This is a genomic window from Bradyrhizobium sp. CCGUVB4N, from assembly GCF_024199945.1.
Taxonomy (GTDB): domain Bacteria; phylum Pseudomonadota; class Alphaproteobacteria; order Rhizobiales; family Xanthobacteraceae; genus Bradyrhizobium.
Window position 1 is genome coordinate 8,631,781 of record NZ_JANADP010000001.1, and the last position, 22,433, is coordinate 8,654,213.

Sequence of the window (22,433 nt, forward strand, 5' to 3'; positions counted from 1 at the left end):
ATGTCGGGTCAGGTCGTGCCTGGCCGATGCAGAGCGCGGGAGGAAACTGACCGCTCACCAAGCGTAGCGCACGCTGCCCTTCCCCGCATAGCTGCGCGTGACGTTCGAGAATTCGCCTTCGAAGGTCGCCGCTGCCGACCAGCCGTTCAGCCATTTCATCTCGAGCGATGCGGAGGTGAGCGCCGAGTCGCGTGCCTGTGCGGCACCGTTGACGACCAAGCTTGCGCCCGGCAACGCCTGGAAAGTGGCGACGATCGAACGATCCGGATTGAAATCATGCGCCCAGGCGGCGCGGCCGCGCAGCGTCAGAACACCGTTCTGGACTGCGAAGGATTTGTCGCTGCGCAGGCCAAGCTCGCTGCGCGTGTCAGTCACGCTCCTCGCGGCATAGCTCAGCGCAAAGGCAGACGAACCGGAGACGACCTGCTCGGCATAGGCCGGCAGATCGAACGTCGTGAACTGCGCGGCAGCATAGGGCGTGAGGCCGATGCCCCCGATCCAGGGCGCAACGAAGCGATAGCCACCTTCGAGGCGACCGGAATACGCGTTGGCGTCGAACGCGGCCCGCAGGCGATCGGCGCCGGCGATGGTCACTGTGCGATCGGTGGTGATGTTCTGCCAGCCATAAGCGAGCGCAGCAGAGATGTAGGCCGGACCATTGGTGTGACGCAGATAGGCGCCGACCTGAAACAGGTCGGAGCGGCCCGAGCCGAGACCGTTTGCGACGCTGAAATTGGTCCCGCCGCCGGCCAGCGCAAAGCCGGCGAGCGTATCTGCCGAGAACCGGTAATCGGCCCCGGCGGCGGTCCCAAACACGTGGCTGGTCGAGTCGTTCGAACCGGTCGCCGCATTGCCCATCGTGGATTGCGAGCCGCCAAAGCCCGCGGCCCATACACTCCAGCGCGGTGCGAATGCCTGCGGCGGCGCCTTCGTGACCATGGCAAATGCATCGGTGCGCCTGCGTGCTGCATAGGCGCTGGCCCGATCCTCCTCGGCAAAACCGGCCGCACCGCTCGCCGCCCCCGGTCCGCCATCCCGTTGCGAAATCGGATCGGTCAGCAAGCCCACGAACTGGCTCATGGCGTTGAAGCTGGTCTGCTGTGAGCCGGTTCCGGGTTCGCCGGAAACTTGCGTCAGGCCGGCCGGCGTCAGCGTACCGTAGACCGCGGCGATCCCGCCATTGGCGTTGAAGAAATTCGTCAGCGCGTTGCCGACGCGCTGCTGGTTGCCGTTGAGGTCGGACGGAATGGCAAAGTTCAGGGCCAGATCGAGATAGACGTCGTTGGTATCATAGCTCAGACCCACGCTTCTGATGTTGCCCGGCAGGCCGGCTGTAACCAGCGAGCCAAACGTGCCGTTGACCCCGCCACTCGCGGTCAGGATTGTGTAGCGCCTGGAGATGTAACTGCCGCTTGCGAAAACGGCATCTACGGTCGCACCGCCGAGCGTCGCCGTGCCGGTGACAGCCGCGAACGAGGCCGCCGAAGGAGTGACCTGAACCAGATAGACCGCGCCGGAGTGGAAGGCGAGATTGCCGCTCACAGTCATCGCCGTCCCCGCGTTGCCGTTGCCCGGTGCGAAGATGGCTCCGTTCTCGATAACGGCAGATCCGACCGTGCCGCTGCCGCTGAGTGCCGCTCCCGATTGGACGGTGGTCAGGCTGGATGATGCAATCGATCCGTCGACCTGCAACGTTCCGCCGCTGACGATGGTCGCGCCACTGTAAGTATTGCTGCCGGAGAGCAGCAAGAGGCCGGTGCCGGCCTTGGTCAATGCAATCGATCCCGCGCCGTCCTGGATCGTTCCGGAAAAGACCGTTGAGGTGGTATCGCCGCCCGCCGTCAGCGTGGCCGCGCCGCCGCTGTTGGTGACGGTGCCGGCACCGGCGAGCGAGCCGATCGCGTTGGAGAAACCGGCGAGATCGAGCAGCGCACCGCTTGCGACCGTGACCGAGGAGTTATTGCCAAAAGCGCTGGTCGAGCCGGCTTGCAGAGTGCCGGCGTCCACGGTGGTTGGACCAGTATAGGTGTTGACGCCGGAGAGGATCAGCGTTCCGGCGTAGCCGCCCGCCTCGTTGACGACGACGTCGCCCGAGCCGGAGAGCACGCCCGTCAGGTTGACAGTGCTGCCAGTGATGACGTTGTAGATGGGATCGCCAGTCGCGGCGATGTTGTTGGCAATCGTGTAGCTGCCATTGAAAGTAACTGTGACACCGGTCGCGCCGCCATTGAGCGTCAAGGTGCCGGTACCGAGCGCCTGGGCGTTGCCAACAACCAATGTCGAGCCCTCGTTGATGGTAGTGCCGCCGCTATAGGTGTTGGCACTCGACAGAGTTAGCGTGCCGCCATTGCTCTTGGTGATCGCGACGCTGCCGCCCTGGTCGGCCACATTCGTACCGCCGCCCGGATTAGTGCCGCCGGAGCCGGTGTAATCGGCGATGCCATTGGCAATGGACTGGGTGCCGGAACCGAAGTCGAGAATGCTGGCGGTGCCGCTCGTGCCCTGGAAGAAGATGCCGGAGCCGAAGGCCGAACCGTTGGTCCCGCCATTGTAGCCTGCCCCGCCCGAGGCGCTGCCTGCCGTCTGCGACAGGTCGCCCTGAACGGTGACCGATCCGCCGCTCTGCACGAAGATCGCCCCACCGGCGCCGAGGCCGCCGCCGCCGGCGTTGTATCCGCTGACGCCATTGCCGGCGCCGAAGCCGCCGACGCCGGCCGCAGTCATGCCGCTACCACCGCCTCCTCCGAAGCCGCCGACACCACCGACCGAAGTCGACGTGCCGTTAGCGGAGCCGCCGCCGCCACCATAACCGCCTGAGCCGCCCGTTGTTGCTCCGCCGGCATTGGCACCGCCCCCGCCACCGCCAAATCCGCCCGCGCCCCCGACGACGGGTCCTCCGTTCGACGAGGCCCCGCCACCGCCGCTGGCAAAACCTCCGGCACCGCCGGTCGCCGGCCCATTGGCGACATTGTTACCAACACCGCCATTGGGTCCGCCGCCGTTACCCGTGCCCGGAGCGTCCGAGCCGACGAACAGTCCGCCGCCGCCAGTCGGAGTAAGAGGGTAGGACTTGCCGCCCATGCCGCCGCCGCCGCTCATTTCTCCGATATTGTCCACAACGCTGCCACCCTTGGCCTGCGTGTTCGAGACGGCGACATTCGACAGCGTCAGCGCGCCGTTGCTGGAGACGAACGCCGCGCCGCCGAGACCGGCGCCAGCACCGGAGCCTAAACCGGCTCCGCCCTGCGCCACTGCGTTGGCGATGGTCAGGTTCTTCAAGGTGACCGAATAGGTCGAGCCGGTGGTGCCAGCATCGCCGATGAAGAACGGGCGATAGGTGCCGGCGCCGCTGATGGTCGGGTTGTTGCCGTTGCCGTCGATGGCGATGTTCTTGGTGATGACCGGCAGTTCGCTCTGGAGCGTGATCGTGCCACCGACCTGGAATTGGATCGTGTCGCCACTCGCGGCGCTGATGATGGCGGCGCGCAAGCTGCCGGCGCCGCTGTCGGCTGTGGAAGTCACCATCAGCGTCGCCGCACGCCCCGCCTGGGGCAAGCCAAGCGCCATCGCCCAAACTGCAAGGCCGACAAGCGCCACGGGCCGGCCAACGGCATACGGCGAGATCGTCCGCCCAATCAATAGGCAAAGCGGGAGACGGAATCTCGTTGTCATGAAGGGCCTCGGACGCGAACTGGCCGCAAGCGACCGCGCGGCAAGGTTGGGATTTCATCGGCTCGTAGCAGACCGGCGATTTCCGCGATGTGCCCAGTGTCTCAGCCGCTGATTTCGGCATGCACTGATGCATAGATGGCACAGCGATGCTGATTCCACGTGGCGTCCGCCGACACCGATCGGCGACTGTGCTTGTCGTTGCTTGCGCGCCGAATTCAGGGTGTTTACATGATGAAATGATGTTGCTGTGCTGCCGATCCGCGAAATTCGGGTCCCATGCGGTTCTGCCTCATCGCGCGATGATGGGGACGGCACGGCCTTGAACGAGAACATGCTGGCGGACACCCCGGGGCGCGGGGCATTTGCGCTTGCACAATTGCGCGCGATGACGGCCGACATCTGCGACGTGATTCCGCTCACGGCGGATGACGATTTCCATGTCACCAGCTTGACGATGATGACCCGCAATGCGTTGCTGGTCGATACGCGTTCGACCGATCTGGAATACGACCGGACGCCCGCACACGTCGCCCGCGGCGCGATGGACCATTTCCAGATTACGCTCTGCGTCAAAGGCGAGATGCGGTTTAGCTCGGGTCCGCGCGGGGTGACGTTGGGGCCGGGCGACATCTGCCTGCTCGACATGGCGCAGCCGAACCGAACGGTGTTTCGCGGCGGCGCCGACCGCACCCATGTGATTGCGATCATCCTGCAGCGTGCCATGCTCGCGCCGCGGCTCGCACATCCGGATTCCGCGACGGCCATCTTGCTGCCGTCAGATCACCCGCATGCGCGCCTGCTCGCCAACCATTTTGCGGCGCTTGAACTGCCCCCCGAACCCGAGGCCGGCAATGCCGAGACCACGGTCGAGGCAATCGCCGATCTCATGGCCGCGGCCGCCGGCGGTACGGCCGACATCGTCGCCGGCGTCGAACGGGCCGAGCGGCATCTGTATCTCGCGATGATCAAACGCCACATCGCGCATGGTCTCGATACCGACGCACTCTCCACCGCGGAGCTTTGCCGCCATTTCCAGATCTCGCGGGCAACCCTCTACCGGCTGTTCGAGGCCGATGGCGGGCTGGCACATTACATCAGGGAGCAGCGGCTCAATCTGGCCTTCCGGCAACTGATCTCGCCGTCCGCACAGGACGGGCGGCTGATCGACCTCGCCATCGGGATGCGTTTCAGCAGCGACTCGACGTTCATACGGGCGTTCCGCCGAAAATTCGGACTGACGCCGGGCGAGCTCAGGGAGCAGGCGGACCAATGGCTGCGCGAAACCGGAGCCGTTCCGGCCATCGACACGGTGCTTCACCAACTGGCCCGGCGTCGGACATCGCGGCCGTGAGCGACGCCAACGTCCGGGTTTGTCGCCTGCGCTTCGACCGGATATGACTCCGGTCACGGCCGAAGTTCGGCCATCCGAGAGTGCGGCCGTGCCTGGTGACATCAAGCTCGTCCTGTTCGATATGGACAACGTCCTCTGCGACTACGACAGGGGAAAGCGCGTCGCGCGCCTGGCGAAGCTTGCCGGATCGACCGACGAATTCGTTCACCAGGCGATCTGGGACAGCGGCTTCGAACTGCTCGGAGACTCCGGCGCGCTCGATGCCGTCGATTATCTGCGGGGCTTCGGCGAACGGATCGGCTATCCGCTGTCGCTCGACGAATGGGTGGAGGCGCGACGCTGTTCGATGCGGGCCGATCGCGCGATGCTGGAGATTGTCGGGCAGCTCCGCCGAACCGTCGATATTGCGATCCTGACCAACAATACCACGCTGGTCGCCGATCACATCGATACGTTGCTGCCGGAATTGCGGCCGCTGTTCGGCTCCAAAATCTACACATCGGCCGAGTTCAAGACGGCGAAGCCCGACCCGCAGTGCTACCGTCTGTGTCTGTCGGAGCTCAAGGTGAGGCCGGAAACCGTCCTGTTCGTCGACGATCTGGCGGCGAATGTTGCCGGCGCGCGCGAGGCTGGCCTCCTGGCCCATCATCACACATCGCCGGAGACGTTCAGGCAGGCCCTTTCAGGCTATGGCCTGCTTCGCGAACGGTGAACGCATGCGACGTCAGGCGAGATCGACACCGCGCCGCTCCGGGATCAGCGTAAGCAGCGCCACGATGTCGATGAGATAGAGCAGCGCAAGACCCGCGATTGCGGTCGGGAAGCCGTACGCGGCACTGACGATGCCGACGACCAGCGGTCCGAAGCCGGCCACCGCCCGACCGATGTTGAAGAACACGTTTTGTGCCGTCGCGCGCGCCGCGGTCGGATAAAGCTCGCTCATCAGCGCGCCGTAGCCGCCGAGCATGCCGTTGACGAAGAAGCCCATCACGGCGCCGCCGACCAGCAGCGCACCGGCGGTCGTCAGCTGCGAATAGACCACCACCATGACGGCTGCGCCCAGCATGTAGGTCAGAAACGCCACACGGCGGCCGAAACGATCGGCCGCATGACCGAACAGGAAGATGCCGAGCGCCATGCCGGCGATGGTAACGGCCGTCCAGAGCGCCGATTGGGTCAGGCCATAGCCGAACCGCGTCGAGAGATAGTTCGGCAGCCAGATCATGATGCCGTAATAGCCAAAATTCTGCACCGAGCAGAGAATGATCATTCCGATGCCGATCCGGGTCGTCCCCGCATCAGCCACGAGCGCGCGAAGTGACGAACCGGTCTTCATTGCCTTCGCCTTGTGCGCGATGAAGACGTCCGGCTCGTGCAGCTTGCGCCGGATCACGTAAGCGACCACTGCCGGAAACACGCCGAGCGCAAACATCCCGCGCCAGCCAATGATCGGCAACAGCACCGGCGTCACCAGCGCCGCCGTAAGCACGCCGAACTGCCAGCCGAGCCCGACATAGGACGTGGCCCGGGCGCGCTTGCTCGCGGGCCAGGTCTCGGCCACCAGCGCCATGCCGATGCCGAATTCGCCACCGAGGCCGATGCCGGCAATGGCCCGGTAGGCCAGCAGGTCCCAATAGCCCTGCGCCAGCGCACACAGGCCGGTGAAGACCGCGAACAGGACGATGCTCCAGGTCAGAACCCGCACGCGGCCAAGCCGGTCCGACAGCATGCCGAAGACCATGCCGCCGACGACCGCGCCGACCAGGGTCCCCGTGACCAGCGAGGCCGCCTGCGGCTGGGTAAGATGAAGGTCTTTCGAAATCGCCGTCAGCATGAAGCCGAGGATTAGGAGGTCGAACCCGTCCATGGCGTAGCCGAGCGCTGATCCCCACAGCGCCCGGCGCGCTGCCGCATCGCGGTCCGTCGCACGGTCCGTATCGACCGCGCCGAGAGTCACATCCTGTAGCTGGCTCATGTGTCCCCCCCCTACGCCAGCCAGTCCGTTGGGATCAAGGCCTCCGAGGACCTATGCACCGCGCAACTCAGGCCAGATGACACGCCACGAAGTGTCCGCCCGCGCCTTCCTTCAGTTCCGGCGCACTTTCCGCACAGCGCGGCTGGGCGATCGGGCAACGGGTGTGAAAGTGACAGCCCGACGGCGGCTTCATCGGGCTCGGCACGTCGCCCTTGAGGCGGATGCGGTTGCGCTTGAGCTTGGGATCCGGCACCGGTACGGCGGAAAGCAGCGCCTTGGTGTAAGGATGCTGCGGATTGCGATAGAGGTCGCTCGCCTTCGCCAGCTCGACGATGCGGCCGAGATACATCACGGCGACGCGGTCGGAAATGTGCTCGACCACCGAGAGGTCGTGCGCGACAAAGAGATAGGTGAGGTTCAACTCGGCCTGGAGATCTTCCAGCAGGTTGATGACCTGCGCCTGGATCGAGACGTCGAGCGCTGACACCGGCTCATCGCAGACGATCAGCTTGGGTTCGACCGCGAGCGCCCGCGCGATCACGATGCGCTGGCGTTGACCGCCGGAGAACTCATGCGGATAGCGCCGCATGTGCTCGGCCTTGAGGCCGACCTTGACCAGCAGGCCCGCGACGCGCTCTTCGCGCTCCCTGGCGTTCGATGCGAGATTGTGGATGGTGAAAGCTTCGCCGAGAATGGAGCCGACCGTCATGCGCGGGTTGAGCGAGGCGAACGGATCCTGGAAGACCAGCTGCATGTTCCGCCGCATCGCGCGCAGATCGTTGCCGCCGAGCTTGCCGATGTCCTGGCCGTCGAACATGACTTCGCCGTCGGTCGGCTCGATCAGGCGCAGCACGCAGCGCCCGGTCGTCGACTTGCCGCAACCGGATTCGCCGACGAGACCGAGCGTCTCGCCCCGATTGACCGAGAACGACACGCCGTCGACCGCATAGACGGTACCGACCTGGCGAGACAACAGGCCGCCGAGCACGGGGAAATATTTCTTCAGGCCGCTGACGCGGAGCAGAGGCTCGCTCATGCCGCGCCTCCCAACCGCGTATCTCCGAGATGGCAGGCCATGCGGTGGCCGGGCGCGATCTCGCGCAGCAGCGGCTCCTTCTCGGTGCAGACGTCCATGGCAAACTTGCAGCGCGGCGCAAAACGGCAACCGACCGGCGGGTTGATCAGGATCGGCACCGAGCCACCGATCGCCTCGAGTCGCGTCTTGTGCTCGCTGTCGAGATCGATGCGCGGGATCGAGCGGATTAGGCCCTGCGTATAGGGATGGCGCGGATCGGCGAAGAGCGCGTCGACATCGGCCTCCTCCACCACCTTGCCGGCATACATCACGACGACGCGCTGTGCCGTCTCGGCGACGACGCCCATGGCATGGGTGATCAGCATCACCGCCATGCCGAAGCGCTCCTTCATGTCCTGGAGCAGGTCGAGGATCTGCGCCTGGATGGTGACGTCGAGCGCAGTGGTCGGCTCGTCGGCGATGATCAGCTTGGGCTTGCAGGCCAGCGCCATCGCGATCATCACGCGCTGGCGCATGCCGCCGGAGAACTGGTGCGGATAATTGTGCACGCGGCCTTCGGCATTGGGGATCTGCACGAGCTTCAGCATCTCGATGGTGCGATCGAGCGCCTGTTTCCTGGTGACGTTCTCGTGGCGACGCAGGCTCTCGGCGATCTGCTCGCCGACCGTCAGCACCGGATTGAGCGAGGTCATCGGCTCCTGGAAGATGAAGCCGATCTCCTTGGCGCGGATCTCGTCGAGCTGGTTGCTCGTCAGCGGCACCAGATCGCGGCCCTCGAAGATGATTTCGCCCGCCGCAATGCGGCCCGGCGGCATCGCGATCAGCTTCAGAATCGACATTGCGGTGACGGTCTTGCCGCAGCCGGACTCGCCGACGACGCAGAGCGTCTCGCCCTTGTTGATGGTGATGTCGACGCCGTCGACGGCCTGCAGGATGCCGTCGTCGGTGGAGAAGTGGGTCTTGAGACCCTTGATCTCGAGCAGCGGCGCCATCAGATCACCCGTCGCGCATCGAGCGCGTCACGCAGACCGTCGCCGATGAAATTGATCGCGACCACCGCGATGAAGATCGCGCCGCCCGGGAACAAGGCCCAGTGCGGGCCGATGTCGAGGAAGTCCTTGGCATCATACAGCAGCCGGCCCCAGGTCGGGGTATCCGGCGGAAAGCCGAGACCCAGGAAGGACAGCGTCGATTCCGCGATGATCGCGGCGGCAACGTCGATGGTGCCGGCGATGATCACCGGACCGAGCGCATTGGGCAGGATGTGCTTCACCACCTGCCGCACCGGGCTCGCACCGAGCGCGCGCGCGGCCTCGACGAACTCCTTCTCGCGGATCGACAGGAACTGCGCGCGCACGAGGCGCGCCACCGGCATCCAGCGCAAGCCGCCGATGACGAGGACGATCAGGATGAAGATGCCGCCTTCGGGACCGAACATCTGCTTCAACCCGTCGCGGAAGAGATAGATCAGCAGCAGGAGCAGCGGCAGTTGGGGCAGCGACAGAAAGAGGTCGGTGAGCCACATCAGACCATGCCCGAGCGCGCCGCGGGACATGCCGGCGAGCGCACCGATCAGCGTGCCGATGAACACCGAGACCAGCATCGCGGCCAATCCGACCGCAAGCGAGATACGCCCGCCATAGATCATCCGCGCCAGAATGTCCTGGCCGAGGTCGTCGGTGCCGAAGGGATGCGCGAGCGACGGCCCTTGCATGCCCGCCACGATATCGATGTCGTTGATCTTGATCCGCCAGATGAAGGGGCCGACCACAACAGCAAGAATCAGGACGAGCAGCAGGATCGCGCTGACGACGGCGAGCTTGTGGCGGCTGTAGCGCCGCCACGTCTCGCGCCAGGGCGAGTAGACGCCCCGCTCAGCGGAGGGAGATGCGAGGGTCAAGCCAGCCATACAGCACATCCGCGATGAGATTGAAGAGCACCACCAGACAGGCGAACACAAAGGTCACGGCCATCACGACCGGGGTGTCATTGGAGAGAATGGAGGAGATCAGCAGCGAGCCGATGCCGGGAATGCGAAAGATCTGCTCGGTGACGATGGCGCCACCGAACACCGCGGGCATCTGCAGTGCGATCAGCGTGACGACCGGAATCATGGCGTTGCGCATCACATGCTTGACGATGACCTTGGCCTGCCCGAGCCCCTTGGCCCGCGCCGTGGTGACGTAATCGAGCCGGATCACGTCGAGCATCGCCGAGCGCACGAAGCGCGTCATCGACGCCGCCTGGAACAGGCCGAGCACGGCGACCGGCATGATCGCCTGCCGGATCATCTCGAGCACGTAGTGGATGCCCGTGGCCTTGATGTCGGTGGTGTAGACGAAGGGCAGCCAGTCCAGCGTGACCGAGAAGATCAGGATGAACAGGATGCCCGTGAAGAAGGTCGGCAGCGAAAAACCGACGAAGGCGAGCGTGTTCGCGATCTGGTCGAACAGCGAATAGGGCTTTGTCGCCGCATAGACGCCGACGGGAATCGCGATCAGCAACGCCAGGATCTGTGCCGAACCGATCACGTAGAGCGTGGCCGGCAGGCGCTGCAGGATGAGCGTGTCGACGTTCATCCGGCTGACGAAGGAGAAGCCCCAGTCGCCGTGCACCATGGCGGATAGCCAGTGCAGGTAGCGCAGATAGATCGGATCATCGAGCCCGAACCTGGCCCGAAGTGCAGCCTGCACTTCGGGTGGCACGTTCGGATTGGTCGCCAGTTCCGAGAAGGGATCCCCGGGCGCGAGCGCCAGGACGAAGAACAGCACCGCCGAGATGCCGAGCAAGCTCGGAATGGCGATCAGGAGGCGACGCAGGACATACTGGCTCATGGGGAAGAATCCCGTCTATGCCCTCGCGATCATGCCTCCCGGTACCAATCCTGGATGTTGTCGGTCCGATTGGCCCAGCCCGAGATGACCGGCTTCAGCGTGTTGGCGCAGGCGTCCACCGTAAGACGGTGCATCACCGGAATGAACACGGTGTCCTGCCACAACAGGTCGTTGCACTTGATATAGAGCGCCGCCCGTTTGACCAGGTCGATCTCGGTCTCGGCCGCGGCAATCGCCGCATCATAGTCCTTGTTGACATAGCGGGGATAATTCGGGCCCTGCCACTTGTTCTCTTTGGTTGCCACATTGGCCGAGATGTAGCGGCGCATATGCAAAGCCGGATCCGGCTGTGTCATCGGGATCTGGAACATCTCGATGTCGGCGTAAAACTTTGGATAGGTGTCGTTGTTGGCAACGTCCGACGAGAAGAACACCGAAGCAACGACCGACTTCAGCTCGACGTCGATGCCAGCCTTCTGGCAGGCCTGCTTGACGATGGCCTGAGTCTTCTGGCGCGGACCGTTGGTCGAGGTCTGGTACAGGAGCTTGAATTTCTTTCCATCCTTCTCACGGATGCCGTCTGCGCCGACCTTCCAGCCGGCGTCGTCCAGCATCTTCGACGCCTTCTCGATGTTGAACTCCCAGGAGGTGTTCTTGGAGACGAACTTCTCGGGACCGTTGAGGTAGTTGGCCGTGGTGCGTCCAGCGCGACCGTAGATCGCCTTCTTGACGGACTCGCGGTCCACCAGGAGAGCCAGCGCCTTGCGAACGTTCGGATCGGAAAAGATCGGATGCTTGGTCTTCATCGAGGACCGCTCGCCATCGACCTCCGTGTTCGGGTCGGTGAAATTGATAGCGATGAACTCGATGTCGCCACCTACGGCATAAACGGTCTTACCCTTGCCGCCCTTCTCCAGGCGCAGCAGCACGTCGTCCTCGACTTGCATGTTCCAGGCAAAATCGAACTCGCCGGTCTGGATCACCGCGCGTGCCGCAGAGACGGCATCGCCGCCGCCCTTCATGTCGATGGTGTCGAAATACGGACGGTTGGGCATGTGGTAGTCGGGGTTCAACGCACCACGGACGAGGTCGCCCGGCTTGAACTCGACGAATTTGTAGGGGCCGGTGCCCACCGGGGCCAGATTGGTCGGCGCCTCACGGGATTTCGATCCGATGTAGTCGCCAAACAGATGCTTCGGGATGACGCATCCGTACGCGCCGACGAAAGCATTGGCCCAGAACGGCGTCGGGTTCTTGAACAGGATACGAATGGTAAGGTCGTCCACCTTCTCGACCGTCATGTCGGCGTAGGTGCTGATAGAGACAGCCGCCGTGGCAGGATCGCTGGCATAGGTGAAGGTGAACACGAAATCGTCGGCTGTCAGCGGCTTGCCGTCATGCCATTTGACGCCGGGCTTGATCTTCCAGATGACCGACTTGCCGTCGGCGGCGAGGCCGCCATTTGCAGTTGACGGAATTTCGGCGGCGAGAATCGGGTTGAGATTGCCGTCCACGTCCCAGCTTGCAAGCGGCTCGTAGAACACGCGCGAGCCGTCCTGGTCCTTGGTGCCGGTCGCGAAATGCGGATTGAGCAAGGTCGGTCCCTGCCACCACAACAGCTTGAGCGGGCCGCCGCCGCCGCGCTTGGTCGGCGGATAGGGTGACGGGCTCTGCGCCATGGCGACGCCGCCGATGGCGAGGATCTGGTTGGCCATGGGAGCGGTGAGGCCGACGGCGGCCAGGCGCTGGATGAAGGCGCGGCGATCCATGCGCCCGTCCTTCACGTCACCGATCATCGAACGCAGTTCTTTATCCAGCATGGTTGTCCCCCGTCTGGTTCCCGTATGGATGCAGGCGGCCGCAGCCCGGCCGCCGAGTTTGGCTGGCGGTAGATGGCACACTGAATAGGCCGCGCGTCAACTGCGGCCGTGTGTGTGCAAACGGTGTTCTGGCTGTCTGTTGAGCAAAACTTCCTTCCGCAGCCCAACGGTTCGGCATTCCCGCGCCAAAATCCGCGGGAAACCAAGTTGCACTGCGGAAAATTTGTTCTTCAGATCAGACGAAGTATCGAGATGGAATTCTACGCCACGGACATATTGAGTGGCGGCGCGACGTGGTCCGGCAGCGGGCAGATATAAGGCGTTTTGGTCGTCCGCTTCGTGAGATCGGCCTTCGCGGCCTTGATCAGTTCCGGTTCGGTCATCGCCTTGATGCCAAGGCCGGCCATGGCCTTGGCCGCCTGCACCATCGCCTTGTGGGCATGCGGGCTCTTGCCCTGCGCGACCACCTGCCAGGTGTGGAACGGGGTGCCGATTGCAACCGTTGGTGCGTGTACCTGCACGGTCGGCACCACCCAGCTTACATCGCCGACGTCCGTCGAGCCAACCAAGGGGTTGCGCTTGGCGTCGAGCGGCACCAGGAAGTCGGCCAGCGGCCGATCGGTCGGCTCCATGCCGATCGCGTAATAGACCGACGCGATGTCCTTGTCGGTCAGCGTCGCGCGGATCTGGCTGGCAAAGCCATTGTCGGCATCGTCGAAATGCGGCGGTCCGAGCTCTTCCATGACCCGGTGCAGCGCCTGTTCCAGCGGCGTGTTGGGCAGGATGTTGGAGACAGCGGAGATGATCTTCATCTCGACCTTGGTCTCGGTCATCAAGGCCGCCCCCTCCGCGATCTTGCTGACGCGCCCGACCAGCTCGTTCATGCCGGGCAGATCACGGGCGCGAATGGAATAGCGCACGCGGGCATGGGCCTGCACCACGTTGGGCGCAATGCCGCCGGTGTCGAGCAGCGCGTAGTGCACGCGCGCATCGCTCGGCATGTGCTCGCGCATGTAGTTCACGCCGACATTCATCAGCTCCACCGCGTCGAGCGCGGAGCGGCCGAGATGGGGCGACGCCGCAGCATGCGAGGTGCGGCCGGTGAAGATGAAGTCCGCGCGGGTGTTGGCCAGCGACGGCGTCACCGCGACTTCCCAGAAACTATGCGGATGCCAGGTGATGGCGATATCGGCGTCCTCGAACGCGCCGGAGCGCACCATGAAGGCCTTGGCCGCGCCGCCCTCTTCCGCCGGGCAACCGTAATAGCGCACACGGCCGGGCACCTTGTTCTCGGCGAGCCAGTCCTTGACGGCGGTGGCGGCGAGGAGCGCTGCGGAACCGAGCAGATTGTGACCGCAGCCATGGCCGTGGCCGCCGGTCTCGACCGGACGATGCTCGGCGACACCAGCCTCCTGGCTCAGACCCGGCAGGGCGTCATATTCACCCATGAAGGCGATGACCGGACCGCCCTCGCCCCATTCGCCCATCACCGCGGTCGGAATGCCCGCCACTTTCTCGGTGATGCGGAAACCCTGGTGGCGCAACTCGGCGAGATGCTCGGCGGCGGAACGCGCCTCGGTGTAGCAGACCTCGGGCATACCCCAGACCTTGTCGCTCAGGTCGATGAAACGTCCCTTGATCGTGTCGATGCCACGCCAGATGTCGCTGCGATTGTCCATGGTTTGGTCCGTGATCTCTTGGTCAAACGAAGCGGCAATGGTTAGCAGCTTCATTGAACTCCGCCTAGCATCTCGCGGGACACCAGCCATGCGACCGATGCCGGATTGGGCAGTTGCCGCCCGGCTTTAGGTGAACAATGCCTGTCATCTTCGGAAATCGGCGGCGACATTTGGAATAGTTGCGGTCAAGCCTTTCAAGACGGCCTCCTCCGGCCTAAATTATGCTTGCTTCGCGCGTCGTTCCGCAGCCATGGCGGAGCGATGCTCTCAGCCAGGAGAACTCCATGCCCGCCCTGACCGAATGGAGAGTGCCGCCAGCCAATCAGCCGCGTGCGAGCGATTACGGCTTCGATCTCGATCGTGCGCTCGCCTCCGTCGTCGGCCTGCACGCCATCATTCCGCCGGACGCTTTCAGCGCCGAAACACTCGGCACCGAGCGCGCCGGCAACGGCGTCGTGATCGACGACGGGCTGGTGCTGACCATCGGCTATCTCATTACCGAGGCGGAATCCGTCTGGCTTCACCTCGGCGACGGGCGCGTGGTGGAGGGACATGTGCTCGGCTTCGATTCCGTCACCGGCTTCGGCCTGGTGCAGGCGCTCGGCCGGCTCGACATCGAGCCGCTGCCGCTCGGCTCCTCGGCGGACACCCGGCTCGGCGACCGCGTCGTGGTCGGCGGCGCCGGCGGGCGAACGCGATCGGTCGCGAGCCAGATCGTCGCCAAGCAGGAATTCGCGGGCTACTGGGAGTATCTGCTCGACGAGGCCTTGTTCACCTATCCGGCTCATCCGAACTGGGGCGGCACGGGACTGATCAACGAGCGCGGCGAGCTGATCGGCATCGGCTCGCTCCAGCTCGAGCGTGAACGCGACGGCAAGGCCGAGCATGTCAACATGATCGTGCCGATCGACCTGCTAAAGCCGATCCTCGACGACCTCCGCAAGTTCGGCCGTGTCAACAAGCCGGCACGTCCGTGGCTCGGACTCTTTTCGACCGAGATCGACAACCGCGTGGTGGTGATCGGAATCTCCGCCAACGGTCCCGCCGCGCGCGCCGAACTCAAGACCGGCGACGTCATTCTTGCCGTGGATGGCGAGAAGGTCACGAGCCAGACCGACTTCTACAAGAAGATGTGGGGCCTCGGTGCCGCCGGCGTCGACGTGCCTCTCACCGTGCATCATCAAGGCACCGCGCATCATGAGGGCGTCACCTTCGACGTCACGGTGACCTCGACCGATCGCTTCAAGCTCCTGAAAGCGCCGAAGCTGCACTGATCCAGACAGAGGAAGCAGCGATGACCGAGGCCGTCGTTGACGACATCGTGGCCGTGCTGCCGCCGTTGCTCAATGCACTGGAGGCGCTCGGCTACTTCGCCCGGCATTTGCATCCGCCGGCCTTCGGCTCGGTGATGAACGCCATCGGCGCACCGGACGATGCGCTTCGGTCGGCACGCGCAGCGATCGGAGCGTGGCCGGAGCAGTTCGCCGGACTGCGCGAGCGGCTCGATCGCGCCTGCGACGAGACGCTGTCCGCGTTTGCCGGCATCCGCGACGTCGAGCGCGGCAATGGTGATCTCGTCGCGGTGTTCCGCGCGCTACGCCATCTGCCGCGGGCACAAGAGGCGCTTTATCCGCTGTCTGCGCAGTTTCCACCGGTGAGCAATTTCTTCCTCAACACCGGCAATCGCGAGAATGGTGAGTTGCTGGCGCGGCTGGAGGTCGCCGCCGGCGAGGACACCGGCGTCTTCCATGATCACAACGAGCCCGGCAGCCGCGGCGGCTTCTCGGTCTACGTTCCCGAGTATTACACGCCCGATCGCAACTGGCCTCTGGTGATGGCGCTGCATGGCGGCAGCGGCAATGGCCGCGGCTTTCTGTGGAGCTGGCTGCGCGATGCCCGCAGCCTTGGCGCGATCCTGGTGGCACCGACCGCGACCGGACAGACCTGGGCGCTGATGGGAGACGACACCGACACGCCCAATCTGATGCGGATACTCGAAACCGTGCGCAGCCGCTGGCGGGTCGATGCCTCGCGGATGCTGCTGACCGGCATGAGCGACGGCGGCACATTCTGCTATGTCAGCGGGCTGGATGGCGCCTCGCCCTTCACTCATCTCGCACCGGTGTCGGCGACCTTCCATCCGCTGATGGCGGAGATGGCCGATGCCACGCGCCTGCAAGGCCTGCCGATCTTCATCACTCACGGCAAGCTCGACTGGATGTTTCCGGTGCAGACCGCACGGCAGACGCAAGCGGCACTCGCGGCCACCGGCGCCGATGTCACCTACCGCGAGATCGACGATCTCAGTCACACCTATCCGCGCGAGATCAACGCGGATCTGCTGCAATGGCTGAATGGCGGATGAATGGGTCGTCCTTACCCGCGCCGTAGTGCCGCGGAACCATCACTCCGGGCCGACGTTATCCGCCCACACCGGAGGTTCGCCATGCAGACTTTTTTCGGAATGATTTTGGGTGCGCTGCTGCTCGGCTGCGGCGTGTATGTCTATGATTCCATGCAGACGTCGTCCGTCGCCAATGGCGAGGTCGCGACTGCCAATCGCACCATCGTGAACTGGGATGTCGCGAAGGCCGACTGGAATGCGCTGCAGGACCGCGCGCACAAGGACTGGGTCCGGATTTCGTCGAAGTAATCTCGCCCGCAATGAACAAGGCGCCGTCGCGATCCGCGGCGGCGCCTTTGTGTTGGCTGCGATGAACGCTGCTGCGCGTCAGTTCATCTTGGCCTTGCGGGCGTCGGCGATGACCTGCTCGAACTCGGCCATGCTGAGCGCACCGGGTACGCGATATTTGCCGACAATGAAGGACGGCGTGCCGCGGAAGCCGAAGGCCTCGGCCTGCTCGTTGTTGCGCTTGAGGATCGCGTCGATGTCCTTGGCGCGCGCGGTGAGGTCGCCCTTGAGGCGGTCCATGTCGACGCCGGCGGCCGCGAGCAGCTCGTTGATGCGCGACTCGGTCAGGCGCGAGCTGACACCCATCATGGCGTCATGGGCCTTGTGGTACTTGTCCTGGTATTTCGCGGCGAGTGCGATCCGGGCGGCCGTCACGGAGACGGGCCCGAGGATCGGCCAGTCCTTCAGAACCAGCCTGACCTTGCCGTCGTCCTGGATGACCTGGCGCAGCTCGGGCTCGAGCTTGCGGCAATAGGGACAATTGTAGTCGGACCACTCGATGATGCTGATGTTGCCATCGGGATTGCCGGCGACGGGGACGTCGGGATCGCGCAACACCCTGGCTTCGGTCAGCACTTCGTCTTCGCTGCCAGCAGCCGCGCGCGCCAACGTCACCCCGCCAGCCGCGAAGACGCCCGCCCCGATCAACGTCAACGCGGCGCGTCGTGTCGGCCCAAAGCCCTTAGTCCTGAATCCAGTCATATCTCGTCCCGTTTCGGTCCTATCGCCGCAAATACGGCCAGGACCGGGAATTGTTACGGCTCATATAGGACGTTGTGGGTGGGATGTCATTGCCGCGTTATGACACGACAATGGCCGGCGCGCCCCGAGTGTCGGCGCGGGGCAGCATCGCCATCAGCGTTCCGGTCATGGTGGCAATCAGCGTGGTCTTGCCGTCGTGCTCGGCGAACGCCTTTGCCTCGCAGAAGGTCAACGTGCGGCCGGGCTTGATCACCTCGGCCTTGAACACGAAACGCTCGCCGCGGGCAGGGGCGAGCAGCGTGGTCTTGAACTCGACGGTGAGGATATCGGCCTCCGACGGCATCAGTGTGAAGGCGGCGACACCGCAGGAATTGTCGAGCCCGGCGGTGATGATCCCGGCATGGATGAAACCGTTCTGCTGCGTGAATTCAGGGGAATGCAGCATCGCCAGCTCGACCTCGCCCGGCGCGAGGCGGACGATCACGATGCCGAGCGTGCGCATCGCCGGCTGGCCCTCAAACATCGCAATGGCCGCCGCACGATAGCCGGGATTTTTCGGCTCGAACGCAGCCATGGCTCAGACCTCGGCCGGTTCGACGAGATATCTCAGTGTGATCTCGCGGATGGCATCCGCGAACGCCGCGGATTTGCGCTGGCTGCGATCCATGTGCACGGCGGTGATTTCGCAGAACGCAGCCATCTCGCCGGTCTCGGCATTCGTCATCTCGTGCCGGAAGCGGATTGACTTGTCGCGAACCTCCAGCAGATGGCTGCGTATCTCGACGATGTCGCCGGCGAGCAGCTCGCGCTTGTAGGTGATGTTCTGCTGCACCGCCGCCATGCCGCGGCCGGAGGAGCGGAGATAGCTCGGCGTCAGCCCGAGCCGGGCGAACCAATTCCAATTGGCCTCGTCGAATTTGCCGACGTACCACATGATGTTCATGTGACCGACGTGATCGCACTGCCATGGATAGACCGTGCCGCGATAGGTCGCCTCTTGCTCCATCGCCATTCCCTGCCCTGTCTGTCTTTTGATCTTGATACGGTAGCGTATCAGGCGTGGGACGCGTTAGCAATACGGCACCGTATCAAGAACCGGTGAGGCTTCCTTCATGAACGACGGCAAGGGCGATGTCTGGGTCGAGGCGGGGTTTACCGAGCTCGCCCGCGCTGGGGTCGAAGGGGTACGGGTCGAGGTGCTCGCCAAGAATTTGGGCGTCACCAAGGGCGGCTTCTACCGCCGCTTCGCCGACCGCGCCGCGCTGCTCGACGCCATGCTGGTGCACTGGCGCGAGGGACGCTCGGCATCAATCGCACAGCAGACCAGCCTGGACGGGCAAGCGCCCCGCGAGCGGTTGAGGGCGGTGATCCAGCTCTATTCCGAGCGGCTCAATCCGGAGGGCATGGCGATCGAACTCGCGATCCGGCAGTGGGCGCGCTCCGACGAGAGCGCCGCTGCGGCGGTGGCGAGTGTGGATGCAGCCCGGCTGAAGCACGTTGCCGAGCTCTATCGCGCGACCGGTCTCGAGCCCGAGGAGGCCGAGGCGCAGGCGTTCCTGTTCTATTGCTTCATCTTCGGCCAAAGCCTGTTGTTCGTCGAGCGCGGCCCGCGCAAGCGGTCGCAGCTCGTGGCGAAATCGGCCGAGAAATTGCTGGACTAGAGCATGATCCGGAAAAGTGTGAAGCGGCTTTCCGAAAAGATCATGCTCTAACAATAACCTAAGCAAGAGGCCGGAGCTTGGCTCCGGCCTCGGCGTCAGATTGAAGCTCAGGCGGCGCCCTTCAGCTTCTTGTTGCATTCGCTGTAATAGCCGCCGCCTTTCTCGATCCACTTCATGCCGCCATTGCCGTTGGTGGCCTTGTTGGCGTTGTACTGGTCGACGCAGGTATGGAGGCGAGCCTTGCCGGCGCTCTCCTTGGCGTATTTGGCATCGACCGCGTTCGGGAAGACGGCGTTGCCCACCGGCATGGTCGGCATGGTCGGCGCCGGGGCGGCGGCGGGAGCCGCCTCCTTCTTCGCGGCCGCCTTGGGCTCGGCAGCAGGCGCGGGCGCTGCCGGGGCCGCCGCTGTCGGTGCGGCAGCCGGCGTTGCATCGGCGCCGCACTGGGCCTTGCGGAAGTCATTCCACTTCATGGTGCCGAGCGAGCCGTCCTTCTTGGCGGCCTGGTATTTCGCACTGCACTCCTGCGAGGTCAGCGCCTGCGCCGGCGCACTCGCCATCAGCGCGGCAACGCTCGACGCCGCAATCGCACACAACAATTTGGCTTGAATGGTCATCCTTGGTCTCCCTCAGGGAAGCAAACGAGGATTGCTATCCTAGCGTGCCCCGGACTTCCGACAAGGAAGCGATGGGGCTCGGAGCCAAAATATAGTGATCGCACCGTTCAGGATTATTCATGTGGCGTTCAGCAAGGCAGGCCGACGTTCGCGCTCCTCCGCAACTCTCGCAAGAAGAGCCACACCATGACCCTCGCCACCCGCCTCGCCGTCGTCGCGATCGCCTCGCTGTTCGCCACCGGCACTGCCTTCGCGCAGACCGCTGCGCCGGCCGCAAAGACCGATGCCGCTGCCACCACCGACAAGAAGGCGCCGAAGGAGCACTCGGCCGAGTCGCTCGAATGCTCCAAGCAGGCGGACGCCAAGGGCCTGCATGGCAAGGAGCGCAAGAAATTCCGCTCCGAGTGCATCAAGACCGCGAAGGCCGGTGGCGCTGCTGCTCCTGCGCCTGCCGCCGACAAGAAGTAAATCCGTCACAATCCTCCCCTCGCCTTTGGCGGGAGGCGCACGCATTGCGGCATGACGAGCCTGCAATTGTGCGCCTCTCGCCGATTTGCGATAAGGCGGCGTGAAGCAAATCACCGCCTCCCTCCCGTTCGAATGGCCGAGCCGTGCCAAGGTTTTGAGCACCGCGGAGACGCTCGTCATCGGCGCCGCCGGGGGCCTGGCCTTTCTGGCCGCGGGCCTTCCGGGCGGATTGATCTCGGGATCGATGATTGCGGTCGGGATTGCCGCGATTGCCGGACGCCAGCTTTCGGTGCCGCCGCTCCTGACCCAGACTGTGCTGGTGCTGCTCGGCATTTCGCTGGGCTCCGTCGTTTCGCGCCATCTGATCCAGCAGGTCAGCGCCTACCCGCTCACCATCGGGCTGCTGGCGCTCGCGACATTCTGCTCGACCTTCGGCTCGAGCTATTACTTGCAGCGCGTCCACGGCTGGGACCGTACGTCGGCTTTCCTCGCCGGCAGCCCCGGTGCGCTGTCACAGATCACGATTTTGGCGGTTGAGCGCGGCGCCGACCTGCCAGGCATCGCGGTGGTGCAGACCATGCGCGTGATCATCCTCACCGCGGCGCTGCCGATGGTGCTGGCGATCGCGGGCGTCGCCCCCTCCGTCGCGCCATCGCTGACGACGGCCATTGCTTCGCCGCTCGATCTTCTGGAGCTGGTGGCCGCATCGCTGGCGGCGTCGCTCGTGCTGCGTCTGATCAAGTTTCCGGCAAGCTGGATGTTCGGCGCGATGATCGCCTCCAGCGTGCTGCATGGCGCGGGGTGGGTCGAGGGCGGCCTGCCGAACTGGGTGCGCGGTGTCGCGCTGGTCGGCATCGGCGCGCTGATCGGCAGCCGCTTTGCCCGGATGCGGATCAAGACGCTGGCCGGCCACATCAACGCCGCGCTCGGCTCGTTCGCCGTGGCGATCGCCGTCTCCTCGATCTTCGTCGGTATCGTGGCAATCACGACGCAGGTGAAGTTCTCCGACGTCGTCGTTGCCTTTGCGCCCGGCGCGATGGACGCCATGCTGGCGCTGGCACTGACGCTACACATCGATCCGATCTTCGTCGGCGCCCATCACCTTTCGCGCTTCGTGTTCGTCACCATCGCGACGCCGGGCATCGTGCATCTGTTCGGCCGCACGCAGGACGACGTCGACGATTAGCGTTCCGCTGGCGTCGCCTGCCCCGTCAGCGCCGCGACCTGCGCCTCGAGCTCCGCAATCCGCTGGTCCCTCGCCGCCAGCGCCGCCGCCACATCCGCGGCGTCGAACTTCTGCGGAATGTGCTGCGGGCAATTGGTGTCCCAGGCCGCGATCTTGAACACGATCACCTGCTCGGGCCGGGCGCGATAGCCTTTCGGCATCAGCGCGTCCGTCAGCGCATCGTCGTCCTCGACCACGCGCGCCTCGCCCCAGATCTTGACCCGGCGGCGATGGGCATAGTCCATCACGAAGATGTAGGCCTTGGGGTTCTCCGAGAGATTGCCCTGGGTCAGATATTGCTGATTGCCGGCATAGTCGGCGAAGGCGAGCGTCTGCTTGTCCAGCACCTTCAGAAACCCCTTCGGGCCGCCGCGATGCTGGATATAGGGCTGGCCGTCCGCCGAGGCCGTGGAGAAATAGAAGCTGTTGGCGTCGGCGAGAAATGCCTCGAGGTTTTCATCGACCTCGGTGCGCCAGCCGCGCTGCTCGACGCGGCCATAGGCTTCGCGCGAGCCCTTGCGCGCCTGGATCGCCTTCACCGCGGGGGTAAAGGCGACGTCGCTGGCATAGGTGTGGACTGCGGTCATCGGAATATCTCCTGAAAATTCCGGCGCATCTCTGCGTCTTTCGGGGATTAAAATGGACCTTCCGGCGATCAAAACAATCGGACCTATTGACACTTCATCGTTGCAATATATGCA

21 protein-coding genes are annotated in these 22,433 nt (G+C 64.5%); 8 read left to right on the forward strand and 13 right to left on the reverse strand.

The genetic code is table 11. The annotated features are described in order from the left end of the window. Positions 1-54: 54 nt before the first annotated feature. Positions 55-3,525 carry an autotransporter domain-containing protein gene (locus NLM31_RS40250; protein WP_254134688.1) on the reverse strand — a complete coding sequence of 1,157 codons (3,471 nt, stop codon included), beginning with the start codon at positions 3,523-3,525 and terminating at the stop codon, positions 55-57. Between the two features lie 394 nt (positions 3,526-3,919). Between NLM31_RS40250 and NLM31_RS40255 the strand changes: the two genes are divergently transcribed. Together NLM31_RS40255 and NLM31_RS40260 are read left to right on the forward strand one after the other, a co-directional pair. Beyond that, positions 3,920-5,023 (forward strand): helix-turn-helix domain-containing protein, encoded by a 1,104-nt coding sequence (locus NLM31_RS40255; RefSeq protein ID WP_254195822.1) that lies wholly within the window; start codon positions 3,920-3,922, stop codon positions 5,021-5,023. Between the two features lie 43 nt (positions 5,024-5,066). Next, positions 5,067-5,735 (forward strand): HAD family phosphatase, encoded by a 669-nt coding sequence (locus NLM31_RS40260; protein ID WP_309143719.1) that lies wholly within the window; start codon positions 5,067-5,069, stop codon positions 5,733-5,735. 12 nt (positions 5,736-5,747) lie between these two features. On the opposite strand, the gene NLM31_RS40265 is transcribed toward NLM31_RS40260, so the two are convergent. From NLM31_RS40265 to NLM31_RS40295, 7 genes are all read right to left on the reverse strand, one after another. Continuing rightward, positions 5,748-6,998, reverse strand: coding sequence for an MFS transporter (locus NLM31_RS40265; protein WP_254195823.1), 1,251 nt, complete (start codon positions 6,996-6,998; stop codon positions 5,748-5,750). A gap of 67 nt (positions 6,999-7,065) precedes the next feature. Continuing rightward, the gene (locus NLM31_RS40270) at positions 7,066-8,034 is read right to left on the reverse strand and encodes an ABC transporter ATP-binding protein (protein ID WP_254195824.1); all 969 of its coding nucleotides are present in this window, start codon (positions 8,032-8,034) and stop codon (positions 7,066-7,068) included. Further along, positions 8,031-9,026, reverse strand: a complete 996-nt coding sequence (locus tag NLM31_RS40275; protein WP_254195825.1) for an ABC transporter ATP-binding protein — start codon at positions 9,024-9,026, stop codon at positions 8,031-8,033. Before NLM31_RS40275 ends, NLM31_RS40270 begins: the two co-directional genes overlap by 4 nt. After that, positions 9,026-9,943 carry an ABC transporter permease gene (locus NLM31_RS40280; protein ID WP_254134694.1) on the reverse strand — a complete coding sequence of 306 codons (918 nt, stop codon included), beginning with the start codon at positions 9,941-9,943 and terminating at the stop codon, positions 9,026-9,028. Before NLM31_RS40280 ends, NLM31_RS40275 begins: the two co-directional genes overlap by 1 nt. Beyond that, the gene (locus tag NLM31_RS40285) at positions 9,909-10,868 is read right to left on the reverse strand and encodes an ABC transporter permease (RefSeq protein ID WP_254195826.1); all 960 of its coding nucleotides are present in this window, start codon (positions 10,866-10,868) and stop codon (positions 9,909-9,911) included. The genes NLM31_RS40280 and NLM31_RS40285 overlap by 35 nt, the downstream gene beginning before the upstream one ends. 29 nt (positions 10,869-10,897) lie before the next feature. Continuing rightward, positions 10,898-12,688 (reverse strand): peptide ABC transporter substrate-binding protein, encoded by a 1,791-nt coding sequence (locus NLM31_RS40290; RefSeq protein ID WP_254134696.1) that lies wholly within the window; start codon positions 12,686-12,688, stop codon positions 10,898-10,900. A gap of 260 nt (positions 12,689-12,948) precedes the next feature. After that, positions 12,949-14,367 (reverse strand): M20 family metallopeptidase, encoded by a 1,419-nt coding sequence (locus tag NLM31_RS40295; RefSeq protein WP_254134697.1) that lies wholly within the window; start codon positions 14,365-14,367, stop codon positions 12,949-12,951. Positions 14,368-14,651: 284 nt separating this feature from the next. Between NLM31_RS40295 and NLM31_RS40300 the strand changes: the two genes are divergently transcribed. The 3 genes from NLM31_RS40300 (at position 14,652) to NLM31_RS40310 (ending at position 17,020) form a co-directional block, all read left to right on the forward strand. Further along, complete coding sequence (locus tag NLM31_RS40300; protein ID WP_254195827.1) at positions 14,652-15,641, forward strand: S1C family serine protease; 990 nt, start codon at positions 14,652-14,654, stop codon at positions 15,639-15,641. Positions 15,642-15,661: 20 nt separating this feature from the next. Continuing rightward, entirely contained in the window at positions 15,662-16,732 is a 1,071-nt protein-coding gene (locus NLM31_RS40305; protein ID WP_254195828.1) for a phospholipase, read from the forward strand. Positions 16,733-16,813: 81 nt separating this feature from the next. After that, positions 16,814-17,020 carry a hypothetical protein gene (locus NLM31_RS40310; RefSeq protein ID WP_045005422.1) on the forward strand — a complete coding sequence of 69 codons (207 nt, stop codon included), beginning with the start codon at positions 16,814-16,816 and terminating at the stop codon, positions 17,018-17,020. A 78-nt stretch (positions 17,021-17,098) separates the two neighbouring features. On the opposite strand, the gene NLM31_RS40315 is transcribed toward NLM31_RS40310, so the two are convergent. From NLM31_RS40315 to NLM31_RS40325, 3 genes are all read right to left on the reverse strand, one after another. Then, a complete protein-coding gene (locus NLM31_RS40315; protein ID WP_254195829.1) occupies positions 17,099-17,761 on the reverse strand; it encodes a DsbA family protein in 663 nt (220 codons plus the stop codon). 97 nt (positions 17,762-17,858) lie between these two features. Next, positions 17,859-18,335, reverse strand: coding sequence for a PaaI family thioesterase (locus NLM31_RS40320; RefSeq protein ID WP_254195830.1), 477 nt, complete (start codon positions 18,333-18,335; stop codon positions 17,859-17,861). A 3-nt stretch (positions 18,336-18,338) separates the two neighbouring features. Continuing rightward, positions 18,339-18,767, reverse strand: a complete 429-nt coding sequence (locus tag NLM31_RS40325; RefSeq protein ID WP_254196343.1) for a thioesterase family protein — start codon at positions 18,765-18,767, stop codon at positions 18,339-18,341. A 106-nt stretch (positions 18,768-18,873) separates the two neighbouring features. On the opposite strand from NLM31_RS40325, the gene NLM31_RS40330 reads away from it, so the two are divergent. Next, entirely contained in the window at positions 18,874-19,422 is a 549-nt protein-coding gene (locus NLM31_RS40330; RefSeq protein WP_254134703.1) for a TetR/AcrR family transcriptional regulator, read from the forward strand. A gap of 107 nt (positions 19,423-19,529) precedes the next feature. On the opposite strand, the gene NLM31_RS40335 is transcribed toward NLM31_RS40330, so the two are convergent. Next, positions 19,530-20,039, reverse strand: a complete 510-nt coding sequence (locus NLM31_RS40335; RefSeq protein ID WP_254195831.1) for a hypothetical protein — start codon at positions 20,037-20,039, stop codon at positions 19,530-19,532. A 186-nt stretch (positions 20,040-20,225) separates the two neighbouring features. Between NLM31_RS40335 and NLM31_RS40340 the strand changes: the two genes are divergently transcribed. Both NLM31_RS40340 and NLM31_RS40345 read left to right on the forward strand, forming a co-directional pair. After that, positions 20,226-20,507, forward strand: a complete 282-nt coding sequence (locus NLM31_RS40340) for a PsiF family protein (protein WP_254134705.1) — start codon at positions 20,226-20,228, stop codon at positions 20,505-20,507. A gap of 100 nt (positions 20,508-20,607) precedes the next feature. Next, entirely contained in the window at positions 20,608-21,693 is a 1,086-nt protein-coding gene (locus NLM31_RS40345; RefSeq protein WP_254134706.1) for an AbrB family transcriptional regulator, read from the forward strand. Here the strand turns inward: NLM31_RS40345 and NLM31_RS40350 are convergent. Further along, positions 21,690-22,319, reverse strand: coding sequence for a pyridoxamine 5'-phosphate oxidase family protein (locus NLM31_RS40350; protein WP_254195832.1), 630 nt, complete (start codon positions 22,317-22,319; stop codon positions 21,690-21,692). The two genes, NLM31_RS40345 and NLM31_RS40350, sit on opposite strands and share 4 nt — an antisense overlap. Positions 22,320-22,433 lie beyond the last annotated feature (114 nt).